The organism is Agrobacterium sp. YIC 4121 (assembly GCF_002008205.1).
Lineage (GTDB): Bacteria > Pseudomonadota > Alphaproteobacteria > Rhizobiales > Rhizobiaceae > Agrobacterium > Agrobacterium leguminum.
Window position 1 is genome coordinate 347,590 of record NZ_MRDI01000004.1, and the last position, 15,232, is coordinate 362,821.

The following is a 15,232-nucleotide window of genomic DNA, read 5'->3' on the forward strand; positions in this document are numbered from 1 at the left end:
GATGCAAAGATTAACAGTTATCGTGATTCAGGATAATGCTGAACCTTCAACATCTTGCGAGCTTCGTGATGCTTCAGCAAACCGGCAGCTTCACGCTGGCGGCCGAACGGCTGGGGATTGGCCAGTCCACTGTCAGCCAGCATATTCAAAGGCTTGAGGCCGCACTTGGCCGCCGGCTGATTGCCCGCAGCACCCATCAGGTGAAACTGACGGGCGAAGGTGAGGCGCTGCTGGGTTACGCCCGCAACATGCTGGAAATCGACAGCAAGGTGTCATCGCTATTCAGCGAGAACCGTCTGCGCGGACGGCTGAGGCTTGGCGTTTCGGAAGATTTCGTCGCCAGCCGGCTGACCGCCATTCTGGAAGAGTTCATCCGCCTTTATCCCCTCGTCGATCTGGAACTGACGGTTTCGTTGAGCGGCGTGCTTTACCAGATGCAGGACAATGGCGAACTGGATGTGGTGCTTGCCAAACGCCGTCTCGGCGACAAGCTCGGGCACTTTCTCTACCGCGAACCGCTCGTGTGGCTAGCGCGCGACCCGGAGCGAATGCTGAACCAGCCGGACGCCCTGCCCCTGATTGCCTTTCCGCCGCCGAGCATCACCCGAAAGGCGGCGCAGGAGGCGCTAGACCGGGCCGGCCTCGCCTGGCGGATCGTCTGCACCTGCGGCAGTCTCAGCGGACTGACCGCTGCGGCAAGAGCGGGCATGGGCATTCTGGTGCAGCCGCGCAGCATGGTGCCGGCAGGTCTGAAGGAGATTGCCGCAGGCGTGCTACCACCGCTGGAGGACGTGGAATTTGTGCTTCAGCCGAGCAAGGGCGCGGATGCGAAGCTGGTGCGCGCCCTTTCCGATCTCGTTTCCAGCAAGAGCATCGCACCCGGCAGTTTCGTATAGCCTGTTCAATTCTCCCGCCGCGACAGGCAGCGGCCGACGCTGTCACGCCAGCCGGCAATGGCGTCTTTCCGTTTAGCCTCTTCCATTGCGGGGCTGAAACGGCGGTCACGCCGCCAATGTTCAGCAAAGGCCTTGCGATCCGGCCAGATGCCGGCGCGTGAGGCGGCAAGCCAGGCCGCTCCGAGAATGGTCGTTTCCAGGAAGACCGGCCGGTCGACCGGCGCCGCAAGAATATCCGCCAGCCGTTGCATGGTCCAATCGGAAGCGACCATGCCACCATCGACCCGGAGCACCGTCTTGCCATTGTCACCCGCCCAGTCCTTGCGCATGGCGTCCAGCAGGTCGAAGGTCTGATAGGCGACGCTTTCCAGCGCCGCGCGGGCGAATTCCGCCGGACCGGTGCCACGCGTCAGCCCGAAAATAGCGCCACGCGCCTCCGCGTCCCAGTAGGGTGCACCAAGGCCGGTGAAGGCCGGAACCAGATAAACACGCTGATTGGCGTCGGCCTTTTCCGCAAGCGCGCTGACCTCGGAAGCGACCGAGATGAAACCAAGCTCATCGCGCAGCCATTGCACGGCGGCACCGGCAATGAAGATGGAGCCTTCCAGCGCATAGGTGGTGACGCCGTCGAGACGGTAAGCGATGGTCGTCAGCAGCCGGTTGGTGGAGGCGACGCGATCCGTGCCGGTGTTGAGCAATGCAAAGCAGCCCGTGCCGTAGGTGGATTTCATCATGCCCGGCTCGAAGCAGGCATTGCCGATCACGGCTGCCTGCTGATCGCCGGCGACACCAAGGATCGGAATTTCCGCGCCCAGAAGCGATTTATCCGTCACGCCGAAATCGGCGGCGCAATCCAGCACTTCCGGCAGCATGGCGCGGGGGATATCGAGGATCGACAGGAGTTCATCGTCCCATGCATTGTCTTCGATATTGTAGATCAGCGTTCGAGAGGCATTGGTGGCGTCGGTCACATGGCGGCGGCCGCCGGTGAGACGGTAGATCAGGAAACTGTCGACCGTGCCGAAGCAGATTTCGCCCTTGACGGCTTTTTCGCGAAGGCCGCTGACACTATCGAGAAGCCATTTCAGCTTCGTGCCGGAAAAATAGGGATCGAGCAGCAGACCGGTCTTTTTCGAAAAAAGCGGCTCCAGCCCCCTTCTTTTCAGCTCCTCGCAGACGGGAGCAGCGCGTCGATCCTGCCAAACCACGGCCCGATGCACGGCCTCGCCCGTGTTCCGGTCCCACAGCACGGTCGTTTCGCGCTGGTTGGTAATGCCGATGGCCTCGATATCGGAGGCGGCGATGCCGGCATCGGCAAGCGCCAGCCGGATGGTTTCGAGCACGCTTTTCCAGATATCCTCGGCATCGTGTTCGACCCAGCCGGAGGCCGGAAAATGCTGCGGAAATTCTCGCTGTCCGACACCGATGACCCGCATGTCGCGATCAAAGACCATCGACCGTGTCGATGTCGTTCCCTGATCGATCGCCAGAATATAACCGCCCATCATGCTACTCCCTTTCAGACGCAATGACCGGGGCGGCAAGCCGCCCCGGTTTCAGATTTTACGCAGACATTACTTCTGCCAGCTTTTGACCAGTTCGTCGTAATTGACGGTGACCGGCTTTTCCTTTTCGTTGGCAATCTTCAGCTGCGGCGCCAGATTGCCCTTCGAAACGGCATCCTTGTTCCAGTATTCGATATCGTGCTCTTCCGCCAGTTTCGGGCCGATATAGCCCTGCACGCCAGCGCGTTCCAGACGGCTCATGACCTTTTCCTGCTCGGCGCAGAGAGAGTCCATCGCCGCTTGGGCGGTTTTCGCACCCGACGAAGCATCGCCGATCGCCTGCCACCAAAGCTGCGCCAGCTTCGGATAATCCGGAACGTTGGTGCCGGTCGGCGACCACTGCACGCGGGCCGGCGAACGATAGAACTCGATGAGACCGCCGAGTTTGGACGCCCGGTCCGTGAAGCTCTTGTGGTGGATGGTGGTGTCGCGAATGAAGGTCAGGCCCACATGGCTCTTCTTCACATCCACGGTCTTGGAGGTCACGAACTGCGCATAGAGCCAGGCGGCCTTGGCGCGGTCGTCGGGGGTGGATTTCATCAGCGTCCACGAACCCACGTCCTGATAACCGAGCTTCATACCGTCCTTCCAGTAGACGCCGTGCGGCGAAGGTGCGACGCGCCATTTCGGCGAACCGTCCTCGTTCACGACTGGCAGGCCGGGCTTGGCCATATCGGCGGTAAACGCCGTGTACCAGAAGATCTGCTGGGCGATGTTGCCCTGCGCCGGCACCGGACCGGATTCGGAGAAGGTCATGCCCTGCGCTTCCGGCGGCGCATATTTCTTCAGCCATTCGAGGTATTTCTCGATGGAATAGACCGACGCCGGACCGTTGGTATCGCCGCCGCGCGCCACGCAGGAGCCGACCGGCTGTGACTTGTCGTTGACCTTGATGCCCCATTCATCGACCGGCAAACCGTTCGGCAGGCCCTTGTCGCCGTTGCCGGCCATGGAGAGCCAGGCATCGGTGAAGCGCCAGCCGAGCGACGGATCCTTCTTGCCGTAATCCATATGACCGAAGACCTTCTTGCCGTCGACATCGCGGCCGGTGAAGAATTCGGCAATATCCTCATAGGCCGACCAGTTGACCGGCACGCCGAGGTCATAACCATATTTGGCCTTGAAATCGGCCTTGTTCTTTTCGTTGTTGAACCAGTCGTAACGGAACCAGTAGAGGTTCGCGAACTGCTGGTCGGGAAGCTGGTAGAGCTTCTTGTCCGGCGCCGTCGTAAAGGCGCTGCCGATGAAGTCCTTGAGGTCGAGGCCGGGATTGGTGACGTCCTTGCCTTCATTGGCCATGAAGTCGGTCAGGTTGCGCACCTGCTGGTAGCGCCAATGCGTGCCGATAAGGTCGCTGTCGTTGACCCAGCCGTCATAAAGGTTCTGGCCGGTCTGCATCTGGGTCTGGATTTTTTCGACGACGTCGCCTTCCTGGATCAGGTCGTGCGTGACCTTGATGCCGGTAATGGCGGTGAAGGCCGGAGCCAGAACCTTGGATTCATATTCATGGGTCGTCAGAGATTCGGAAACGACCTTGATTTCCATGCCCGCGAAGGGTTTCGCGGCATCGACAAACCATTGCAGCTCCTTTTCCTGATCGCCACGCGAAAGCGACGAAAGATCGCCGATTTCCTTGTCCAGAAACTGCTTTGCTTCCTCCATTCCGGCGAAAGCGGAACCCGTCATTGCCAGCAGCATGGCCGCCGTCGTCGTCATCAGATGCCGTCGCATATCAGTCCTCCCAGGGGTTTGCGATTGCATGAAGTCTGCGGGTGCGGTTTTCCTCCGCCGCACCGTTTTCCTGCTCTAGACAAAACGGAAAACGCCGATGGCGTAAACCAAGGATAGAGCGAGAGCCCACCACAGGTTCGGGCCGACCAGCCCGAGCCATGCGAGATGAATGAAGGCGCTGCCGAGCAGCGAGATGAACAGCCTGTCACCGCGCGTGGTCTCGAAGCGCAAAAGGCCGAAGCGGGGATTACCGCCGGGCGAGAGATATTCCCAAAACCACATGCCGACGAGCAGCAGGGCGATGGCGCCAAAAAAGGCCGCCGTCTGCCAAGTCCATGCCATCCAGGTAAAATCGGGCATCTTCGTCATGGTCAAACCCTCCCGAGCGCAAAGCCCTTGGCGATGTAATTGCGCACGAACCAGATCACCAGCGCGCCGGGGATCAGTGTCAGCACGCCGGCGGCGGCAAGCAGGCCCCAATCCATGCCGGCGGCAGAAACGGTGCGCGTCATCGTCGCGGCAATCGGCTTGGCGTCCGTCGTCGTCAGCGTGCGGGCGATCAGAAGCTCGACCCACGAGAACATGAAGCTGAAGAAGCAGGCGACACCGATGCCGGAAGCGATGAGCGGCATGAAAATCTTCACGAAGAATTTCGGGAAGGAATAGCCGTCAATATAGGCTGTCTCGTCGATTTCCTTCGGCACGCCCGACATGAAACCTTCGAGGATCCACACCGCCAGCGGCACGTTGAACAGGCAATGCGCCAGCGCCACGGCGATATGCGTGTCGATCAGGCCAAAAGCCGAATAAAGCTGGAAGAACGGCAGCGCGAAGACGGCGGGCGGGGCCATGCGGTTGGTCAAAAGCCAGAAGAACAGGTGCTTGTCGCCCAGAAAACGATAGCGCGAGAAGGCGTAAGCCGCCGGCAACGCCACCGCGACCGAGATCACCATGTTCATGAAGACATAGATGATCGAATTGATATAGCCCGAATACCAGGATGAATCCGTGAAGATCGTCCGGTAGTTCTGCAACGTCGGCTGATGCGGATAAAGCGTCATGGAGGAGACGATTTCCGTGTTCGTCTTGAAGCTCATATTGACGAGCCAGTAGATCGGAACCAGCAGCAGCAGGATATAGATCGTCGGCACCAGCCAGGAAAAACGCGACGGCCCATGGTGGCGACGCCGCGCATTGACGGCAAGGCCGGATCGTCCCGTCGCAGTGGCTCTCACCGGCGAACTGCCGATGCCGTTGCGCTCCACGCTTGTGGTGACATTCGAGGCGCTCATGTCTCAAGTCTCCGCGTCGTGGCTGGTCATGACGGTGTAGAACACCCAGGACAGCAGCAGGATGATGAGGAAGTAGATCAGCGACATGGCCGCCGCCGGCCCGAGGTCGAACTGGCCGAGCGCCATCTTCACGAGATCGATGGACAGGAATGTTGTGGAATTACCTGGCCCGCCGCCGGTAACGACGAAAGGCTCGGTGTAGATCATGAAACTATCCATGAAGCGCAGGAGGAAGGCGATCAGCAGCACCCGCTTCATCTTCGGCAGCTGGATGAACCGGAACACCGCGAAACGCGAGGCGCCGTCGATCCTTGCCGCCTGATAATAGGCATCCGGAATGGAAACGAGGCTGGCATAACACAGAAGGACGACAAGGCTCGTCCAGTGCCACACATCCATGATAACGACGGTGATCCATGCATCGACGGGATCGTTGACATAGTTGTAGTCGAGCCCGAGCTGATTGGCATAATAACCGAGCAGCCCGATATCGCTGCGGCCGAAAACCTGCCAGATGGTGCCGACGACATTCCACGGCACCAGCAGCGGCAGCGCCATGGTGACGAGGCAGACCGGCACGCCGATGCCGGATTTCGGCATCTTGAGCGCGATGAAGATGCCGAGCGGAATTTCAATTGCCAGGATAATGCCGGAGAACAGCAGGTTGCGCCCCAGCGCATCCCAGAAACGGTCCGAGGCCAGAATTTCCTCGAACCATTGCGTTCCAGCCCAGAAGAACTGGTTATTGCCGAACGTATCCTGCACCGAATAATTCACGACGGTCATCAGCGGAATGACGGCGGAAAAGGCGACCAGCACCAGCACCGGCAGCACCATGAACCATGCCTTGTTGTTCCAGCTCTTTTCCATGGTCAGGCCCCCATCTTTACACGCCACGAGTCGGCGAAGACGCCGATGGCGGCCGGATCGAAGCGAACACCCGCTTCCGCCGGGATTTCCTCGTCTTCGGCAACGACGATCGCGAGTTTCTGGCCGGCGAACCGGGCGCGCACGATCTTCTGCCGGCCGATATCCTCGACCTTGTCGACAGTTATGGGCATGCCGCCCCGTTCCAGCCGGACGAATTCCGGGCGGATGCCGATCTCGATGCGTTGCGCTCCTTCAACCTTTGGCGCACCGGCGAGCGGCACACCAAGCCCGCCGACCATTGCGGTCGCGCCGTCGATACTGGCGGGCAGCACGTTCATGCCGGGCGACCCGATGAAATAACCGACGAAGGTATGTCCCGGCCGTTCGAAAAGCTCAGCCGGCGTGCCAATCTGGACGATCTGCCCGTCGTACATGACCACAACCTTATCGGCGAAGGTCAGCGCTTCGGTCTGGTCATGGGTCACATAGACCATGGTGAAACCGGACTGGCGATGCAGCCGTTTCAGCTGCGAGCGCAGCACCCATTTCATATGCGGATCGATCACCGTCAGCGGCTCGTCGAAGAGGATGGCGTTGACATCGGACCGCACCAGCCCGCGCGCCAGCGAAATCTTCTGTTTCTGATCCGCCGTCAGACCACGCGCATGGCGTTTGGCCATGCCGGAAAGATCGGTCATTTCGAGAATTTCCCGCACCCGACGGTCCACCTCGGCCTCCGGCACATGCCGGTTGCGCAGCGGAAAGGCCAGATTGTCATAGACCGTCATCGTGTCGTAGACGACCGGGAACTGGAATACCTGCGCAATATTGCGGTCTTCCGTGGCGAAATCCGTCACGTCGGTTCCATCAAAGGCGATGCGGCCTTCGGAGGGGCGCAGCAGCCCGGAAATGATGTTGAGCAGCGTTGTCTTGCCGCAGCCGGAAGGGCCGAGCAGCGCATAGGCGCCGCCGTCCTCCCATTCATGGTGGACTTCCTTCAGCGCATAGTCGCCGGCAGCCTGCGCCTTTGCGTTATAGGCGTGGCGGATGTGATCGAGCGTGATGCGTGCCATGACCGATCTCCCTCAAGCCGCTTCGCCGATGGCGCGGCCATTCGCGTCAAAGGCCATCAGGTGTTTTGTATCGAGAAACAGCTCTATGTCCCTGTCCGGCTCGATGTCGTGAATGCCATGCGCGAGCATGACCCAGCGCCGGCCCGAAAATTCCACATGCACGAAGCTTTCCGATCCGGCGATTTCCGAAATCAGCGTCCGCGCCCGGATCGACTGCCGGGCCTCGCCCTTCGCCTGCGGGAAAAGATGATGCGGTTGGAACGCAATGGTCAAAGGTCCATCCGGCACGGCGGCAAGATGCGCCGGCACCGCAATCACCGCCTGGTCGGCACGGGTGAATGCACCGCCCGCCTTGATGACCTCGATGGTGTTGAGCGGCGGGTCTGCAAAAATTTCCGCGGTGACGATATCCACCGGACGCCGGTAAACCTCGATGGTACGGCTGAACTGCGTTACCCTGCCCTCGTTGAGCGTTGCGGTATTGCCGCCCAAAAGCAGCGCCTCGGAAGGTTCGGTGGTGGCATAAACGAAGATGGCGCCGGATTCGGCGAAAATGCGCGGCAGTTCTTCGCGCAGCTCTTCGCGCAGCTTGTAATCCAGATTGGCCAGCGGCTCATCGAGCAGCACCAGATTGGCGTTCTTGACGATGGCGCGGGCAAGTGCTGTGCGCTGCTGCTGGCCACCGGAAAGATTGAGCGGCGTACGGTCGAGATAGGGCGTCAGCTTCAGAAGCTCGGCGGCTTTCCTCACTTCCCTGTCGATGGTCGCCTGGTCCTTGCCCGCAACGCGCATGGGCGAAGCGATGTTTTCGTAAACGCTGAGCGCCGGATAGTTGATGAACTGCTGATAGACCATGGCGACGTTGCGCTTCTGCACCGGCCATCCCGTCACATCTTCGCCATTGAAAAAGATCGAGCCGGCGCTCGGCTTGTCCAGCCCGGCCATCAGCCGCATTAGCGTCGTCTTGCCCGAAAGTGTCGGTCCAAGCAGGACGTTCAGGCTTCCGCGCTGCAACGTCAGATCGGTCGGGTGAATATGATATTCACCGCCAACCATCTTAGAGACGTTTCGCAATTCAAGCATGGTGATCCAAAGCCTCCTCCGCTTTTATCCGGATCGTCAGATTGCCCTTAAGCGCCCACCTGCAATGTCTTCGACATAATCCTCCAGCTCACGCACCTCTTCCGGGGTAAAAAAGAGCCCCTGCTTGGTGCGACGCCACAGAATATCCTCCGCCGTCAGCGCCCATTCCCGCGCCATCAGCCAGCGAACCTCAGCCTCGTACAGCGTACCGCCGAAATACCGCCCGAGCGCCGCCGCCTCCGTGGCATTGCCGATCAGCACCGCCGCATCCGTTCCGTAGCAGCGCACAAGCCGCTCCGCATGACGCTCTTCAAGAAAGGGGTAACGCGACCGCAGCGCCGAAACTTCCGCGGTGTAGGCCTCGGCGCCGAAATTTCCACCCGGCAAATGCGAGCCCGCCGTCCATGGCGCACCCTTTTCACCCAGCGCATCGCCGATTTTTTCAAGAGCATGTTCGGCAAGCCGCCGATAGGTGGTGAGCTTGCCGCCGAAAATATTGAGAAGCGGCGCTTCACCTTCCGCCCCTTCGGTTTTCAGCACATAATCGCGGGTCGCTTCCTGCGCTTTCGATGCTCCGTCATCGAACAGCGGGCGCACGCCGGAATAGGTCCAGACGATATCCGCCGGCTCCACCGGTTCAGCGAAATATTCGCTCGCCGCATTGCAAAGATAGCTGATCTCCTCGTCGCTGATCTTAACAGCCCGGGGGTCGGCGGTATAGTCGCGATCCGTCGTGCCGATCAGCGTAAAGTCCTGTTCATAGGGAATGGCGAAGATGATCCGCCCGTCCGGATTCTGGAAAAAATAGGCACGCGGATCGGAAAATTTCTTGCGCACGATGATGTGGCTGCCCTGCACCAGGCGGACATTATGGACATTGTTTTTGCCGAACGCCGAGGACAGCACCTTGTCCACCCAGGGACCCGCGGCATTCACCAGCATGCGCGCCCGGTAGGTTTTGGCCTCTCCGGCCGCATTTTTCGTTTCGACATGCCAGAAGGTGCCTTCGCGTCGGGCCGAAACCACCTGCGTGCGGTTGAGGATGAGCGCGCCGCGATTGGCAGCGTCGCGGGCATTCAGCACCACCAGGCGGGCATCATCCACCCAGCCATCCGAATATTCGAAGGCGCGGGCAAAAATCGGTTTCAAAGGTTTCCCGGCGGGATCGCGGCGCAGATCGAGCGAGCGGGTCGCGGGCAGAAGCTTGCGGCCGCCGAGATGGTCGTACAGAAACAGCCCGAGACGCACGAGCCAGGCCGGGCGCACGCCACCTTTCTGGAACGGCAATACGAAGCGCATGGGCCAGATGATGTGCGGCGCCATGGCCCACAGCACCTCACGTTCCATCAGCGCTTCGCGCACCAGACGAAACTCGTAATGTTCGAGATAACGCAAACCGCCATGGATAAGCTTGGTAGCGGCGGAAGAGGTGCCGGAGGCGAAATCGTTCATTTCCGCAAGCGCGACGGAATAGCCCCTGCCCACGGCGTCACGCGCGATGCCGCAGCCATTGATACCGCCGCCGATCACGAAAATATCGTGGATTGCCTCGTCAGACATGGACCCTCCCGCGCTTTCATCGACGCTCTCCTCATCGATATACTGAAAGCACGGACATCTAATTCGAAGACAAAACGAATGTCAAACGAAATTCATGGGCTATCCCGATCAGGACTCGACCATCTCGGTTTCGATCAACCGGACGTCATGATCGGCACAGATGGCCCGGATCGAATCCACCGGACAATGATCGGTGATGAAAGTATGCACCTGGGAAAGATGGCCGATACGAACCGGAGCCGTGCGCTCGAATTTGAGCGAATCCGACACCAGAATGACATGGCGTGCATTGGAGATGATTGCCTGCGCGACCTTGACCTCACGAAAGTCGAAATCCAGCAAAGCGCCATCCTCATCGATGGCCGAAACGCCGATGACCGCAAAATCCACCTTGAACTGGCGAATGAAATCCACCGCCGCCTCGCCGACGATACCGCCATCGGAACCGCGCACGACACCGCCGGCAATCACCACCTCGATACCGGGGAAGACACGCAACCTGTTGGCAACATTGATGTTGTTGGTAATGACCATCAACTCGTGATGATCCGCCAGCGCTTCGCCCACGGCTTCGGTCGTCGTGCCGATATTGATGAAGAGTGACGAGTTGTTCGGGATAAGGGCGGCGGCGGCGGCGCCTATCGCCTGCTTTTCGGAAGAGGCTATCGCCCGACGCGCCTCGTATTTGACGTTTTCATTGCCGCTTGGAAAAAGCGCGCCGCCGTGGATGCGGGTCAAAACCCGCGTATCGCAGAGATCGTTCAGATCCTTACGGATCGTCTGGGGAGTGACGGAGAACCGCGCCGCCAGCTCGTCGACCAGCACCCGCCCGTTCGCTTTCGCCAGCGCAACGATTTCATCCTGACGCGGTGTGAGCAGCATTTCACCCTCCCTCCTCTTTCAATTTTTTCGTTTTATTGAAGAGCGAACGAAAAACCAATGTCAAGGGACGGTTTTGCAGCAGCGATAGTGGCGGGATGAAAACAGGTCGTGAACCCCACGACGCCATTTGACGATATTATTTAGCCGACTTTCTGAATGAGCGGGCTGGAACGGGACATCGCCGAGGACGCGGCACCAAATGCATCGCCGATGCCGATTAGCACCGGTTCGTTTACACCCAGCCTCTCAACGGCCGCAGCCAGTTGCGTAAGCGAACCGCACCAACGCTGTTCGTTTGAGCGACTGACGGAAATCATGATGGCAACGGGCGTCAAGGCAGGCATGCCATGGGCAAGCAGGACAGCTTCGATCTCGGCTGCGGTGCGCCCACCCATGTAAAAGACCGTGGTTACGGAAGGGTCAGACAGCGATTTCCAGTCGATATTCTCCGGCAGCCTTCCCTGCCGGGAATGGCCGGTGATGAAGCGTACCGACTGGGCATGGTCGCGATGGGTCAGGGACACACCCAGACGCGAGGCCATGGCGCTTGCGGCAGTGATGCCGGGAACGATCTCGACCGGGATATTTTCAGCCTCAAGCGCAGCGATTTCCTCGCCGGCGCGCCCGAAAATCATTGGATCGCCGGATTTCAACCGCACCACCCGTTTGCCGGCCTTGGCGAGACGGATCATCATGTCATTGATATCTTCCTGCCTGCAGCTTTCCCGGCCGCCACGCTTTCCGACCAGCATGCGTTTCGCCTCCCGCCGCGCCAGTTCCAGCACTTCCGCCGAGACGAGATCGTCGAACAGGATGACATCGGCCGCCTGCAAAGCGCGCACCGCTTTCAGTGTCAGCAGTTCGGCATCGCCCGGTCCGGCGCCCACAAGCGTCACAAGGCCTCGCCCCGATCCTGCCCGCGCAGCCTGCATTCCGATATCCGCAAGCAGCCGTTCCTCGCTGCCCTCATCCAGCCTTTCGGTAAAAGCCCGATCGACGAATTTTTCCCAGAAAGAGCGCCGCGACGCACCGGGAGCGAGCCGCAGATTGACGCGCTCGCGGATTGTCTGGGCAAGCGCGCCCCAATCCCTCAGCGAAAGCGGCAGCAATGTCTCAATGCGCCGGCGGATAGCCTGCGCCAGAATGGGTGCTGCGCCATCGGTAGAGATCGACACCACCACGGGCGAGCGATTGACGATGGAGCCAAACTGGAACTGGCAGAATTTCGGCTTGTCGATGACATTGACGGGAACGCCGGCCGCGCGCGCGGCAGCGTAGAAGCTCGCGGCTTCCGCATCGGTTTCGCAATCCGCCAGCGCCAGTTCCGCGCCGCCGAAGATATCCGAACCCCACGGACGGTCATGCCATCTCAGCATCTGGCTTTTTGCGACAAGCACTGCAAAGCTTTCCGAAAGCTCGCTTGCCTCGCAATAAAGATGCAATTCCGCCCCGCAGGCCAGCAGCAGTTCCGCCTTCCAGGCGGCCCCGTCCGATCCGCCCGCCAGCACCACGCGCTTGCCCTCAAGCCCCCAGAAGACCGGCAACTTGGCTAATCTTTCCATGCGGGCCGGTTCATTCCGCTGCGGTTTTAAGGCATCCATCGATGATCCCCCTGATTTCGGCGCGGCAGGAGCCGCAATTGGTTCCGGCATTCAACGCCTTGCCGATGGCTTCGACGCTGCGGCAGCCTTCGCGGATGGCCGCGGTAATCTGGTTCACTCCGACGTTAAAGCAGGAGCAGACGGTGGCGCCCGGATCGGCGCGGCCGGCACCGGGGCGACCAGCGACCAGCGCAAAACGCATGCGCAGATCCTCATGACGCTCGGCAAGTTGCGAGATGGCCCAGTTGCGGGCAACGGCCACCGGCTGCCTGGCGACGAACAGCGCCGCCAGCAGGATATCGCGGTCGAAGAAGGCGAGGCGCAGGTCACCCGTCTGCCGGTCACTATAACCCAGCGGCTCGACCCTGGCCTCGATGCCGAAGACCTGTCGCGCCCAGAGTGTCCAGTCCTGCGGCTCCTCGGCAAAGGCAAGCTCCATGCGATAGCCGCCATCCGCTTTGGCCGTGGCCCAGTACGCACAATCCGGCGCATCCGGCCGGATGCGGGAGATGGCGAAACCATAGGCTTTAGCTTCGAAGCGCCTTGCCCTTACTGCCACGTTTTTCGAGGCGGGCTGGCCGGAATAGGGGTCCGTCACCGGCGCAACCACAACATCGATGCGCGCCTGCGAGGCGAACTGGTCGTTCCAGTGCATCGGCGCAAACACCGAGCCGCGCGCCTGCCTTTCGCTCACCAGCGCCCGCAGCAGAACCTTGCCATGAGGGCTTTCCAGTTCCACCAGATCGGCACTTTCGATTCCCAGCGCCTGCGCATCGCGCGGATGAAGCTCGGCGAAGGGCTCGGCGATATGGGCGGTCAGGCGCGCACTTTTGCCGGTGCGGGTCATGGTGTGCCATTGATCGCGGATACGGCCGGTATTCAGTGTCAGCGGGTAATCCGCCGATGTCCTGCCTGTCTCCGGCAAAGCGGTGGCGATGAACCGCGCCTTGCCATCGGCATGGTAAAACCGCCCATCCGAAAAAAAGCGGGTAACGACGGCATCGCCCTGCCCGGCCTTCGGCCATTGAAACGGCGTCATCGCATCATAGGAATTCCGCTCGACGCCGCTGATATCGAAATCGCGACTGCCGGCATTCTCGAAACCTGAAAGAGCGGCATGTTCGGCAAAAATATCCGATGGCTGGCCGTAGGCGAAGGCCGTGCCGAAACCCATGCGCCGGCCCACTTCCGCCATTTGCCACCAGTCCGATTTCGCTTCACCGGGCGCATCGAGAAAACCGCGCTGGCGGGAAATGCGCCGCTCGGAATTGGTGACGGTGCCGTCCTTTTCACCCCAGCCACGCGATGGCAGAAGCACATGCGCATGGCGGGCCGTATCGGTACTCGCCATGACATCGGACACCACGACGAAAGGACACGCCTTGATGGCCGCCTCGACGGCACCGGCATCCGGCATGGAAACCACCGGGTTGGTCGCCATGATCCACAGCGCCTTGATGCGGCCATCGGCCACGGCCCTGAACATGTCCACCGCCTTCAGTCCGGGTTTTTCCGCAATGGCGGGCGAGGCCCAGAAGCGCCGCACACGGTCGCGATCCTCGGCATTTTCGATGGCCATATGGGCGGCCAGCATGTTGGCGAGCCCGCCGACCTCACGCCCACCCATGGCGTTCGGCTGGCCGGTGAGCGAAAAGGGACCCATGCCCGGCCTGCCGATGCGGCCGGTGGCAAGGTGGCAATTGATGATCGCGTTGACCTTGTCGGTGCCGCTTTCAGACTGGTTGACACCCTGACTGTAGCAGGTGACGGTTTTTTCGGTGCGTTCGAACAATTCGTAAAAGGAAATCAGTTCGGCAATCGTCAGGCCGGTGGCTTCGGCGATCTCCGGCAGGCTATGCTCGTTTGCTGCCTGCATCGCTGCATCAAAACCGACCGTGTGATTTTCCACATAACCGCGATCGACTGCAGGACTATCTGAAAGATGCGCCAGCAAACCGGTAAACAGCGCCACATCTCCATCCGGGCGGATGGCGAGGTGCATGTCGGCAATATCGGCGCTCATCGTCCGGCGCGGATCGATAACGACGACTTTCATTTCCGGCCGCGCCGCCTTTGCCGCCGCAAGCCTTTGGTAAAGCACTGGATGGCACCAGGCGAGATTGGAACCGGTGAGGATCACCAGATCGGCAAGCTCCATATCCTCATAGGTGCCCGGCACCGTATCGGCACCGAAGGCACGGCGATGGCCGGCGACGGAAGACGACATGCACAGCCTTGAATTGGTATCGATATTGGCCGAGCCGATGAAACCCTTCATCAGCTTGTTGGCGAGGTAATAATCTTCTGTCAGCAATTGGCCGGAGACGTAAAAGGCAACAGAGTCCGGGCCGTGTTCGGCGATGGCTTGAGAAAACCGGGAAGCGACGAGGTCAAGGGCTTCGTCCCATGACGCCCGCCTGCCGGCGATTTCCGGGTGGAGCAGGCGACCGTCGAGGTCGATGGTTTCGGCCAGAGCCGAACCTTTGGAACACAGTCTTCCGAAATTGGCGGGGTGGTCCCGATCGCCTCTGACGGATACCGCGCCATCGTCGTTGACGGTGGCGATGACGCCGCAGCCAACGCCGCAATAGGGACAGGTGGTTTTTGTTTCAACGGGCATGGGTTTGCCCCCTCAGTGGGTGGCGCTTACCCCGCCTCAGTGCGTGGCGGTTACCCCCC

Annotated in this window: 12 protein-coding genes; 1 reads left to right on the forward strand and 11 read right to left on the reverse strand. The window is 60.5% G+C overall.

Annotation, left to right across the window (positions count from 1 at the left end):
• Positions 1–35 precede the first annotated feature (35 nt).
• Positions 36–896 carry a LysR family transcriptional regulator gene (locus tag BTE54_RS08930; RefSeq protein ID WP_078052180.1) on the forward strand — a complete coding sequence of 287 codons (861 nt, stop codon included), beginning with the start codon at positions 36–38 and terminating at the stop codon, positions 894–896.
• 5 nt (positions 897–901) lie between these two features.
• Here the strand turns inward: BTE54_RS08930 and glpK are convergent, their stop codons facing one another.
• The 11 genes from glpK to BTE54_RS08985 all read right to left on the reverse strand — a co-directional run bounded on the left by glpK (position 902) and on the right by BTE54_RS08985 (position 15,173).
• Positions 902–2,401 carry a glycerol kinase GlpK gene (gene glpK / locus BTE54_RS08935; protein ID WP_078052234.1) on the reverse strand — a complete coding sequence of 500 codons (1,500 nt, stop codon included), beginning with the start codon at positions 2,399–2,401 and terminating at the stop codon, positions 902–904.
• A 69-nt stretch (positions 2,402–2,470) separates the two neighbouring features.
• Positions 2,471–4,192: an ABC transporter substrate-binding protein gene (locus BTE54_RS08940; RefSeq protein ID WP_078052181.1), complete on the reverse strand. Its 1,722-nt coding sequence runs from the start codon at positions 4,190–4,192 to the stop codon at positions 2,471–2,473.
• Positions 4,193–4,267: 75 nt separating this feature from the next.
• Positions 4,268–4,561 (reverse strand): DUF2160 domain-containing protein, encoded by a 294-nt coding sequence (locus tag BTE54_RS08945; protein WP_003519736.1) that lies wholly within the window; start codon positions 4,559–4,561, stop codon positions 4,268–4,270.
• 2 nt (positions 4,562–4,563) lie between these two features.
• A complete protein-coding gene (locus BTE54_RS08950; RefSeq protein WP_078052182.1) occupies positions 4,564–5,484 on the reverse strand; it encodes a carbohydrate ABC transporter permease in 921 nt (306 codons plus the stop codon).
• Positions 5,485–5,487: 3 nt separating this feature from the next.
• Entirely contained in the window at positions 5,488–6,354 is an 867-nt protein-coding gene (locus BTE54_RS08955) for a sugar ABC transporter permease (RefSeq protein WP_065117167.1), read from the reverse strand.
• A 2-nt stretch (positions 6,355–6,356) separates the two neighbouring features.
• Positions 6,357–7,427 (reverse strand): ABC transporter ATP-binding protein, encoded by a 1,071-nt coding sequence (locus tag BTE54_RS08960; RefSeq protein WP_078052183.1) that lies wholly within the window; start codon positions 7,425–7,427, stop codon positions 6,357–6,359.
• A gap of 12 nt (positions 7,428–7,439) precedes the next feature.
• Positions 7,440–8,510: an ABC transporter ATP-binding protein gene (locus BTE54_RS08965; protein ID WP_078052184.1), complete on the reverse strand. Its 1,071-nt coding sequence runs from the start codon at positions 8,508–8,510 to the stop codon at positions 7,440–7,442.
• 36 nt (positions 8,511–8,546) lie between these two features.
• Positions 8,547–10,070, reverse strand: coding sequence for a glycerol-3-phosphate dehydrogenase (gene glpD / locus BTE54_RS08970; protein ID WP_078052185.1), 1,524 nt, complete (start codon positions 10,068–10,070; stop codon positions 8,547–8,549).
• 108 nt (positions 10,071–10,178) lie between these two features.
• Positions 10,179–10,952 carry a DeoR/GlpR family DNA-binding transcription regulator gene (locus BTE54_RS08975; RefSeq protein ID WP_078052186.1) on the reverse strand — a complete coding sequence of 258 codons (774 nt, stop codon included), beginning with the start codon at positions 10,950–10,952 and terminating at the stop codon, positions 10,179–10,181.
• A gap of 140 nt (positions 10,953–11,092) precedes the next feature.
• The gene (gene cysG, locus BTE54_RS08980) at positions 11,093–12,553 is read right to left on the reverse strand and encodes a siroheme synthase CysG (protein ID WP_198939108.1); all 1,461 of its coding nucleotides are present in this window, start codon (positions 12,551–12,553) and stop codon (positions 11,093–11,095) included.
• Positions 12,525–15,173 (reverse strand): nitrate reductase, encoded by a 2,649-nt coding sequence (locus BTE54_RS08985; RefSeq protein ID WP_078052187.1) that lies wholly within the window; start codon positions 15,171–15,173, stop codon positions 12,525–12,527. The genes cysG and BTE54_RS08985 overlap by 29 nt, the downstream gene beginning before the upstream one ends.
• Positions 15,174–15,232: the final 59 nt, after the last annotated feature.